Raw genomic sequence first — 10,480 nt, 5'->3', positions numbered from 1 at the left:
TTCGTCTGAATCAGTTCCTCTTGTCGAGGGTGCTGCTGGCTGCGAGGCGGAAGTTCTTGATGGCTTGGTAGAGAAATCGTTCTCGTTCGTTGGCCAGTGCGGCAGCTTCGGCCTTGTGGGTTGTGTCTCCAGCGCGGGCGTTCTCGGCCATCTGCCGCATGACATGTGAGAGATCGTTGGATGCGTGGGTGATGCGTTCGGCTGCTGCCACGAGGGGATCCGGACCTTCGAGGATGACGACTTCGACTGCTCGGTGAACCTCGCGAGCCAGGGTGACGAAGTGGCGTATCTTCTCGTCGACGTCGGGTAGGTCGGGATCGTCGGAACGTAGTGCGTCGAGGACTGCGTCCATAGCGATGTCGCGGTCGTGGAGGGAGCTGAGGTAGCTGGCGTAGGCGTCACGGCGGTGCTGACGGCGCCACTGGTCGTGTTGCGATCGGGCCTGGGTCCGGCCGTTCACCACCGCGGCACCAAGAGTGGCCAGGGAGCCGACGGCGGCGCCGAGTAGAGCGGCGAGTCCTGCGTCCATGGGTTCAGTCTGGCGGTCTTGTCGGCCACCGTGTGGGCTGGTCCCCTGTACGAGTTGCAACTGAGAGGAAAGCCTCAATGCCCCCCTCCAAGACTCGCGTGGAACTCATCGAGATGGTGCAGAAACTTATTGATGCAACTCTGCCAGAGGTAGAAGAGGATGCACTACTGGAAGAGCTGGAGGCGAGTGTTCCGCACCCGCGCGTATCCGACTTGATCTTCTACCAGGACCCCTTGCTGACCGCAGAGCAAGTAGTCGATCAAGCATTGGCATACCGCCCCATTGAACTGTAATGAGCGCAACAGGATGACTCGCGCCTCCTATTTTGTTCCGCCCTGTCCTCCGGAGGCGTGGGCGGCTACGAGATCGGTGAGTTCCTGGCCGCAGCGCATACACATGCCTCGGAAAACAGGGGGCTCGCTGTTTGCGTAGAAGAGAGCCGTGAACGACTGCCCTTCAACCGGGCATGCCGATGTGCGGCACGTCGCGATCAGAGTCACCGGACTCTCATCATCCACGGGCATTTCAGTCCTCCCCGACGATCATCCAGTGCACCTGGGTCTGCGTGGTGTTGGTGCGGTGCACCCAGATGGTCAGACCGCTCGATGAGACAGCGGTGACGCCGACCCCCACGACGGTCTTGCCGGGCACCGACGTGACGGGGGTGACGAAGGCTCGGAAGCGGGTGCCCTTGATGTTCCCACCGGTCAGAGTGACGGACGTCGGCTTGTTCGCCACCGGGGTGATGGTCGCCGTGCCCATGGACACGTTGTCCGCCCGCAGCACGCCAGCCGCGCGGATCGACGCCGCGGACACCGATGCCGCGCCCTTGGTCAGGGAGACGCTGCCGCCGCCCGGACCGGACTGGACGTACGCGGAGCTCTTGCCGAGGTAGAGACGTCCTCCGGCGGGTTTGCTGCCCTTGGCGGTAATGCGTTCCGCTGTGTAGAAGTCGTTGCCGAAGAACGTCCTCCACCGGTAGGTCTCGCTGTCGTCGGGGTCGGTGAAGGTGCCGGAGTTGATGCCGATGTTCGCATCCGAGGTACTGCTGCCGCTGACGTTGATGAACGCCTGGTTGGTGCCATCCACGGACGACCAATAGATGTACGGGTAAGCGTCGTTGGGCTCCATGCCGATCGCGGACCCGTTCGTGCCGATCGCCCGCAGCCGCGCATTGTTGAGCACCACACGCGGCCCGTCGGCGGCGGTCTGCACCGTAGCGCCGGTGATGATCTTTCCGTTGATCGCGTCCGCGTGCAGCAGGTCGGCAGTGATCGCCCCCGCCGCCACGTTCTCACGCTGCACAACACCGTTGCCGAGATCATCAGATGCCGCCCGGCGCGCTGTGGCCTGCACGGCCGTGGAGGGTGCGCTCGGCGTGCCGGAGCTGTTCACCGCGACCAGTCGCACCCACACCGGCCCGTAGTGGTTCACCGCGACCGTCACCGAAGCGCCGGATGCGGCCTCGATCGTGGTGGTGGGCCACTGCACGTCCGGCTCCTCGTCCGCTGACTTGCGGACGTGCACCTGGACGCGCGCCAGATCCAGCGGGGCGGGCTCTCCGCTGACAAAGCCGCCGTCCCAGGTGATGCGCACACCGCCGAGGACCGGCTCTACCTGTGGAGGTGAAGGAGCAGGTGGTCTGGGCCCGTTGACCGCGGTGATCCCGCTCGTCCCATCGGGCTGGCGTCCGATCACCGCGCGCAGCGAGCCGTTCTCGTCGTACACGTCCAGTGCCCCGTCCTCGAGGCTGGCGTTGACGAGCTTGGGGGAGCGGATCATGGTCTGCACGAGCTTTTCCAGCCGGGCCAGGCGGGCGCCGATGTCGTTACGCAAAAGGGCTCCTAGATATAGGGGAGTTCAGGCGGCGGTGGCGTACTGGTGGGCGCCCGCCGGTTCGAGCTGAAGCTGAGCGGTCTCGCCGGCGTCGGTGTCGGGGCGGATCGTGTAGCCGGTGATGCGGCACCAGCCCGACCAGTTCGCCCACTCGTCCCGCACCACCACCTGCACGTTGTCACCGACCTGCCAGGAGCCGATCGGCGCCGCCGGATGGTTGCGGACGGTGATCTCCTCGACGTGCCCCAGGCTCTGCCGCCAGGCCCGCTCGCGGCGGGCTCGCTGGGCGAGCGCGTCACGGCCGCGCACTTCGGGCAGCTCCAGGACGTGTTCCAGGCGGAGCCGTTTGTTGCGGACCGCGTCGACGGCCCGCTGCTGGGCGCGGCCTTCACCCGCGCCGGTGGCGATGACGACCTGCGCGTACTCGTCGGCGCTGTAGGTGACCGGCGTGTGCCCGACGATGTTGGTGTCCGAGGTGAACGCGATGTCGGTGCGGCGCGCCCCCAGACGCGGATAGCCGATCTGGATACGCCGCACCGGACGCTGGCCTGTGCCCCACCAGGTGGCGCACGTGTAGTCCGGCGCATCCGGGGCCTTGACCAGGTCGTCGAAGAGGTCACCGAGCACCGGCGTCTCCCACCAGCGGGAATGCCACGGCTCCGCTGGGCTGCCCACCTTGGCGGTAGACGCCGTCGTGTCCACGGTGATGCCGAGGCTGCCGTCCGGCACCGACTGCGCGTAGGCCACGATGTCGCGCATCACCCGGCACGGGTCCGCGTTCACGTACGGGCCGCGCCCGCCGAGCTCACCGTCCAGGTCATGCCGGTACTGCAAATACGACGACCAGCCCGCAGCCTCGATCTGCATCGTGCCGCCATCGGGCTCGGCCTGCCAGATGATGCCGCCCCACCGGATCCGCCCGCCCGCCTCCGCGTACAGCAGGGTGTTCCCCGGGTCCGTCAGCCCCGGATGCGACCACGCCAGCCGAGGCGACAACGCCCCACGCAGATGACCGGGACCGTTCAGATCCGGGCCGAACTCCACGCCCTTGAGCGGCAGATCGTGTGACAGCCACTCACCAGTCAAGGCGTGCTGCGTCAAATACCGGTAGCCCACCGCCTGTTACACCGGGCCTTCGGTGAACTCGACATCGGCGATGATCGACGTGCCGCCGTCGACGCTCAGATCGCCCTTCCAGTCTTTCGACATCCGCGCCTGCATGTACAGCACCTGAGTGGTGCCCCGATAGGAGGCGGGAAGTGTCATCGTGTCCGCGACGACTGTCGTCTGCCGCCGCACCACCTTGCCCTGGTTGTCGTCGACCACGGTGTCCTGACCATGCAGGTTGCCGAACACCAGCTGCAGGCGCCCGTACAGCGAGTCGAAGTCCATCCGCAGACCGGCGATCGTGATGGTGACGATCATCTTCGTCGCCCACTCCGGCACCGGTATCTTCCATCGGGCCTCGGGCGGCCAGTCATGCCACTTGTCGTCGTCCTTCCACGCCTTCGTCAGCTTCGTCGGATACGCCGTGTACAAGGTGCGCTCCCGGCGCGGGTTCGCCACCTTCCGAAGATCCTTGATCAGACCCGCGGTCACCGTCCCTGTGCTCGCCGGCAGATCGATGCGGGCCAGCGGCACCCCCGTCACACCCTTCGGTACCGCCGTGGCTGTCGAGGACACGTTGGGGATGACGTCGAAGAAGTTGACCGCGTCCTTCGCCGGATCAAGGCCGCCCTCGAACTCTGGGTCCTGCACCCGCAGCACGATCATGTCCGAACGCGGCGCGGCACCCGTCGGCGCGATATCCACGGTGGCGGTGCCGATGTTGTACGCCGTGTACGAGCCCTGCCACGCCGACGCCTTCCCTCGGATCACCGCCGACCCGTCTGCGATCTGCACCCCGCCGCCCGGCACAGCCAGCGGAGCCACCTTCAAATCGGTTGCCTCCGTGACGCCTTCGGAGCCGTGCGAAAGGTCCTTGATCATCTGCCGGAATGTCTGAGCTGAGTGGGTGGCGCCGTTCACGAGCAGCGGGGCCTGGGCGAGCGTCATCGAGCGAGGTTCTCCTTCGGGTTCACGAGGGTTTTGAACGCATCCCGCCAGGCCACGGTCAGCCGTGCGGACGCGGTCGGATCAGAAGCGGTCCAGCGGATCTCGGAGCGGCCAGGCGGCAGCCGGAACGAACCGAGCGGCGACGTCGTGGCGACCGTGCCGCCGCCCTTACGCGTCACCTTGCGCTGCCCGGGCCGGGTATCGACCGTCACGTACTCGCCCGCGGGCACGGTGATGCCGAGATCGATACGCCGTCCCGTCTCCACATGAGTGATCACCGGGTTCGCGCACGGCCCGTACACCCTGAGCACCGGGTAGGCGTCGACCGTGCCGCTGTTGGTGACCCAGCCGGGCCGGTTCTGCCCCGACAGATCACCGTCACTGACTTGGATCGGGGCCTGCACCGGGGCGGTGAACCCGCCACCGGACAGCCAGCCCAACCGCAGCTCCGCCCGCTGCTCGACGTCCGCGTAATAGCGCGTGTCCGGAGCGGTGAACTCGAGGTCGAGCGGCACCCACCCGAATACGGCCTGCTCCCACGACGGCTCGACCTTCCGCAGCCGTCCGAACAGCACCCGTACCGGGGCACCCGGCCACTTGATCCGCAACGGCAGCACCGCCCCGCCCACCGTGCGCACACGAGGGCTGTCCGCGGCCTCCTCAAGCGCAGCGACGATGCGAGCGGCCGCAGCCGGGTCTCCCGGGGTCTTCACCGCGCAGTCGATGCGCAGCGTGCGTGCCTCGTACCAGTCCGGGCCGATCCATGCCCCGTCCGCGTTCGGCCGCTCGACCACTTCACCGCGCACCGCGGGCCGGGCCAGGCCCTCGACCGCGGCGACGGGCACGCTCGTCCCATGGCCGAGCCGCACCCCGGCGATCTCCAGCTGGAAATCCGTGAGTTCACTGCTCATCGCAGGACACCCCCACGACGAGCCCGGCGCATCTGGTAGGCCACCGTGGCCGCGATGTCGTCGGCGCTCGCAGCCGCACGGGAAACGTGAATGGTCTGCTGCCCGATCGCTGGAGCCTGGTGCACCACTGTGATCCGCCCGCGTCCCGCATGGGCATCAACCAGGCGGCGTGGGGCCAGCCCGTAGCCGAACCGGTCAGCCGTCTCCGCGAGCACCGCTGTTGCCCGGCCTCGCTTCGCTGCCGCGTGCGGAATGTAGGACTCGGAACCGGTCTCCGGCTCCGCGAACTTGATCAGTCCCCGCGGAGAGGAGTAGACGCCCGGCTCCCAGATTCCTCCGTTCGCATATGCGCGGCCCGCGTTCGCCTTCACCAGATCGGACAAGAACCGGTCAGCCTTGCCCGTTTTCCTTATCTGACTCTTTGCGAGGTTCCCGATCTCGATGATCCGGTCCTCGGCCAGCCCCGTCGCCTCCGCCACGGAATGGATGCCCTTGTTCTTCGACAGTGCGCCGACCAGCTTCACCAGGTCCGCGAGCTGGTCACCATCCAGAGCATTCGCCGCCTTCTTCGCCGCAGTGTCCGCCTGCTGGGCCTTCTTGCGGTCCTTCACCGCCTGAGCGGCCAGCGCCTCCGCGTTCTCATCCCCCTGCTCAGCAAGCCGCTGCGCGAGCGCCCCGTAGCCGCGGGAGGCGAGCGTCGTCAGGTTCTTCTGGAACGCGCTGTTGTTCTTGACGGCGTTGTTCAACTGGCCGGTGTAGTCGCCGAGCGTCGCCCGCGCGGTGCCGGCGAGCTTGGTGAGCTGAGCGGCCATCGACTTCACGTACTTGTTGGAGCCGCGCGCCATCTTCCGCGTCAGCGCGATACCGTCCTCGCCCATCTCCTCCAACGCCTTGGCGACATCCGTGCCCGCCCGACGAGCCACCGTCGCCAGATCACCACGCCAGGACTGCGCGGTACGCACCGAGCGGCGCAGGTTCCTCTCGAACAGGCGCAGGTCGAAGTGCTCCTTACCGCCCTTGCCCTTGCGCTGCGACTTGGAGATGACGTCGGAGACCGTCAGCCCGGAGGAGCCCAGCGGCTGATACGACCAGTCGGACAGCCCGCCGTTGGCGTTGTAGACAACCTGACCGCCGAACCGCCGCGCCACTTCATCCAGGATCAGCTTCGAGCGGGCCCGCTTACTGGACGCGAACGGGATGTACGCCTCGCCGTGCGTCTCGTCCTCCGCCCACACCCGCCAGGTGCCGCCGCGCGCGATCTGCGCGATGTGGTTCTCGTTGCGCACCCCGCCGTCGGCGTAGGTGACGATGCCACCGTCCTTCTTGCCCAGCCGGTACCCGTCCTTGTAGGGCCCGTAGTTGCCGCCCTGCTGGTGAACGGTGTTGATGTACTCGGTGCGGTAGACGCCGATACCGATGGTCTTGCCGTGCAGGCTGTTGATGGCGCCCTGGATCGTCGCCACGTTGGACGTCGCCGTACTGGTGGGCACGGTGATGTAGACGTTCTTGCTGGCCGGGATAGCGGTGATCGAGAAGCCGAGCGATTCCAACTGTCGGCGGGCCTCCGCCGTCGGCGCGCTGATGGGAATCATCCGACCGGGCGGAAGGCCGACGATCTTCTGCTTGACCTCCTCCAGGCTGCTGATCGTGCCCGCGGTCGAGGAACTGACGTTGACGTGTTTGCCGCCCGGAGTCTGCGCGATCTTCGCGATCAGCGCGTCCAGATCCGTGCGCGCCATCTCGGTGGGCGCGGTGACCTCGACTCGACGGTCCTTCAAGTCCCGGATCTTGAAGCCGAGGTCCTCCAAGTCCGCGCGAGCGTCGTTGGACAGCGTGGCGATCGTGATCGTCTTCTTGTCAGGGTCGGCCTTCAACGCCTGTTGTACGGCGATCAGTTCGGCCATCGCCTCGTCCATGCCGGCCGTCTGAAGGAGGATCGACACCTGCTCCGGCACCAACCCCGCATTGTCAGCGAGCCTGGCCGCCTGCTCAGCGGACAGACCAAAGCCCTTGGCAGTGGAGATCGCCGAGTCCCGGGCCGTGGTCATCTGTGCCTGCGCCGCCTTCAACGCCTCCGGCACGGACTTCCCGTTCGCCTCCGCGTACTGGTAGGCGGCCAGAGCGGCATCAGCAGAGTTCGTGGACAGCCCTTGCAGCAGGTCGTAGAGCTTCTGTCCGTTGCGGGTGACGGTGGAGAGTGAACCGTCCATGTTCAGCAGCGACTTGCCGTAGCCCTGCGCGTGATCCACGCCGCCCTTCAGCGCCTCGGCGGAATCGGAGACCGAGCGGTTCAGTCGGGCCTCGGCCGCGGACAGGTTCACCGAACCGCCCGCCAAGATGTCCAGCGCATCGTGCAGGGCCCGCGCCCGCGAGTCGGCATCCGCGGTCGTGTCGGACAGGCGGCGCATCGCATCGGAGAACTTCCCGAACGGGCCGACCGCATCGGCCGCCGAACGCCCCGTGGAGCCGGTCGCGTCCGCGAGATCCTTGGCGTCCTTCACCGCCTGCGACATCTCACCCTTGACCGACCCCAGGGCATCCGCCGCACGAGCCGCCGCCAGACCCTTGTCCTCGTACGCCTTGTAGGCCCCGCCCATGGAGACGTGCATCTTGGTGTTCGCCTCGGCGGTGGCGTTCAGCCGCTTCTGTAGGGAGTTGAGGCCGCCGTCCTGACTCATGTAGGCGTCCGTGAGCTCCCGCGCGGACACCCCGGCCTTCGACATGACGTCGACCAGGCGCTCTTTGCCGTCGAAGACCTTGGTGTCCATCACCTGCTGCGCGGCCACCGCGCGCACGTTGCTGTTGATGGCGCCGTTCGACTCCTGCAACGCCTGGGTGAGACTGCTGATCCGCGACTGGTGCTCGGCCGCCGCCTGGGCTGCCTTCTGCTGATGGGAGGCCAGCAGCGACAGCGCCACACCCGCACCGGCGAGCGCCACACCCCACGGCCCGCCGAGCGCGCCCATCAGCCCCTTGGCCGCGCCACCGACTCCGGCGCCGATCGCACGCGCCACCCCCGTGATGGGACCCGAGGCGCTGCGGAACGCGGACGTCATCTGACCCACGACCGGGATGCGCGTCTGCACGACGGCCAGGGCCTGACCGATCCGGCCAATCGACTGCCCCTGCGCGGCCGCGAGCCGCTCCTGCACCCGCATCTGATCACCGAGCGACCGGTAGGCGGTGGTGACCGGCCCGGACACGGTCTGGCCCAGCCGCGACATCACCGGCGCAACCCGGCGGGCCAGCAGCATCGCCACGATCGCGGTCTGGACCGGGCCCGGCAGCGCCCCGAAGGCGCGCACCAGACCCGCCACGACATGCCCGATCGGCACCAGAGCCCCCGAGGCGGCTCCGGCACCGGCGGAGATCAGGTTGAGGGCGGTGACGATGATGTCGAGCGCCGTGCCGCCGGCGTCGGCTTCCTCGGCGACATCACTGATGGCATCGGCCACGGGGGAGGCGGCCGAGGCCACACTGTCCAGGATGTCCAGCAGCGCGCGGCCCCCGTTGGCCAGGACGTTCAGCCCGGCGGCCGCCGTGTCGAACGCGAGGTCCTTGACCGGTCCGCCCAGACCGCTCAGCGCGTCACCGATCTCGTTCACCCCGGCCGAGACGGCCTTCGACGCCGACGGCTTGGCCAGCGTGTACAGGTCGTGCAGGTAGTCCAGCGCGCCCGCGAGCGGAGGGGTTGCGGCGGCCATTCCCGCGGACATCAGCCGCGTGACCTTCTCCAGGCCCGGTGCCGCCGCCGTGTACAGCACCTGCCCGGTGTTCTTCGCCTGCGTCTTCAGCTGGGTGACTGCACCGGCCAGCCCCTTGGTCTGCGATGCGGCGATCTCACCGGCTGCGCCGGTCCGTGCGATCGCGGTGTGCATCTGGTCGAAGGACTCGACGCCCTGATGCGCCAGTGCCGACGCACCCGCCAGCGCAGGCTTGCCGACCACATCGGCGAGGGAGCCGAGGAAGTCCTTCTGGGACATGCGGTGCTGGGCCTTCTCGAAGCCCTCGATCACCGTGCGCAGGCCCTTGAAGTTGCCTTGCGCGTCCCATGCCTCGACGCCGAGCTCGGCCAGGCCGCGCTTCATCCGCGCGGTCGGGCGGGACAGGTTGGTGAGCATCCCGCGCAGGGATGTTCCTGCTTTGGAGCCGAGGATGCCGGAGCGGGCCAGCATCGCCACCGCCGCCGACGTGTCCTCGATCGAAATGCCCAACTGGGCGGCGACCGGCCCGGTGTAGGACATCGCGTAGTAGATGTCCTGCAGCCCGCCCGAGGCGGCGTTCGCGGATGCCGCCAGCACGTCGGCCGCGCGCCCGGCGTTGTTCGAGCTCAGCCCGAACTGGTCCATGACGTCGCCCAGATACCGGGCGGCATCCGCGGCCGAGAGGTTGTCGGCTGCGGCGAGCTGCATCGCGGCGCGGGCGTTGGCGATGCTCGAGGTGGAGGTCTGGCCTGCCTTGGCGAGTTCCAGCATCGCGTCGGCGGCCTTCGCCGCCGAGGTGCCGGGCAGTTGAAGATCGGCGCCGAGCTCGCGGGCCTTCGCCGCGGCCTGCACCATCTCCAGGCCGGACGCGTTGGTGACCGCGCCCCACTTGTTGATGGCCCGCTGGTACTCGTTGCCCTCCTTGGCGATCTCCGCCAGTCCGGCGACGATTCCGCCGCCGACCAGGAGACCGCGCAGGTGGTGGGCTTCTTGCCGGGCGCCGAGCAGCCCGTGGCGCAGCTGCCGCGTCGCCGCATGCCCGTCCGTACCAAGACGGCGCAGCCCAGCACGAGCACCGTCCGAGTGACGGCCAAGATCACGAAGCCCGGACGAGGAGCGGCGGGCACCGGACCCGATCTGGTTGAGCTGCCGGTTGAGGGAGTCGGTGTCGCGGCCGAGGCCGCGCATGGCGCGCGATGCCTGCCGGATCTCCGACAGGAGATGGGAGAAGTCCGCTCGCGCCTGGACGCTGAGCGTGTACGACGACACCGGCCGGTGCCCCTACCTCCCCACGCCCCAGTCCGTCCCGCCCCCACCCTCAAACACTCACCGCCCGGCCCGGGTCGGTTATGCGGACCTGGCGAAGTCCGTTGCTGATCCTGCTGGCCACGATGTCGTTCGGAGTCCGGTGCAAGGGCCAGCGGTCTGCCCGGTCACTCCCGTTC

At 68.1% G+C, this 10,480-nt stretch carries 7 protein-coding genes; 1 reads left to right on the top strand and 6 read right to left on the bottom strand.

The genetic code is table 11. From position 1 onward, the window contains the following. Nucleotides 1-10: 10 nt before the first annotated feature. Nucleotides 11-529, bottom strand: a complete 519-nt coding sequence (locus ACZ69I_RS06890) for a proline dehydrogenase (protein ID WP_470830800.1) — start codon at nt 527-529, stop codon at nt 11-13. Nucleotides 530-627: 98 nt separating this feature from the next. Between ACZ69I_RS06890 and ACZ69I_RS06885 the strand changes: the two genes are divergently transcribed. Next, entirely contained in the window at nt 628-822 is a 195-nt protein-coding gene (locus ACZ69I_RS06885) for a bacteriocin immunity protein (RefSeq protein WP_470830799.1), read from the top strand. A 232-nt stretch (nt 823-1,054) separates the two neighbouring features. Here ACZ69I_RS06885 and ACZ69I_RS06880 read toward each other — a convergent pair whose 3' ends face one another. Genes ACZ69I_RS06880 through ACZ69I_RS06860 form a run of 5 tightly spaced genes read right to left on the bottom strand, consistent with a single transcriptional unit; the run spans nt 1,055 to nt 10,304 of the window. After that, entirely contained in the window at nt 1,055-2,365 is a 1,311-nt protein-coding gene (locus tag ACZ69I_RS06880) for a hypothetical protein (RefSeq protein ID WP_470830798.1), read from the bottom strand. 24 nt (nt 2,366-2,389) lie between these two features. Continuing rightward, nucleotides 2,390-3,451: a hypothetical protein gene (locus ACZ69I_RS06875; protein WP_470830797.1), complete on the bottom strand. Its 1,062-nt coding sequence runs from the start codon at nt 3,449-3,451 to the stop codon at nt 2,390-2,392. A 36-nt stretch (nt 3,452-3,487) separates the two neighbouring features. Then, complete coding sequence (locus tag ACZ69I_RS06870) at nt 3,488-4,420, bottom strand: hypothetical protein (RefSeq protein WP_470830796.1); 933 nt, start codon at nt 4,418-4,420, stop codon at nt 3,488-3,490. Continuing rightward, a complete protein-coding gene (locus ACZ69I_RS06865; protein ID WP_470830795.1) occupies nt 4,417-5,331 on the bottom strand; it encodes a phage tail family protein in 915 nt (304 codons plus the stop codon). The genes ACZ69I_RS06870 and ACZ69I_RS06865 overlap by 4 nt, the downstream gene beginning before the upstream one ends. Beyond that, the gene (locus tag ACZ69I_RS06860) at nt 5,328-10,304 is read right to left on the bottom strand and encodes a phage tail tape measure protein (protein WP_470830794.1); all 4,977 of its coding nucleotides are present in this window, start codon (nt 10,302-10,304) and stop codon (nt 5,328-5,330) included. The genes ACZ69I_RS06865 and ACZ69I_RS06860 overlap by 4 nt, the downstream gene beginning before the upstream one ends. Nucleotides 10,305-10,480: the final 176 nt, after the last annotated feature.

This window comes from Streptomyces sp. NPDC036815 (assembly GCF_055609205.1).
The sequence above is the reverse complement of the archived record's forward strand: the minus strand, read 5'-3'. Positions and strand labels throughout refer to the sequence as shown.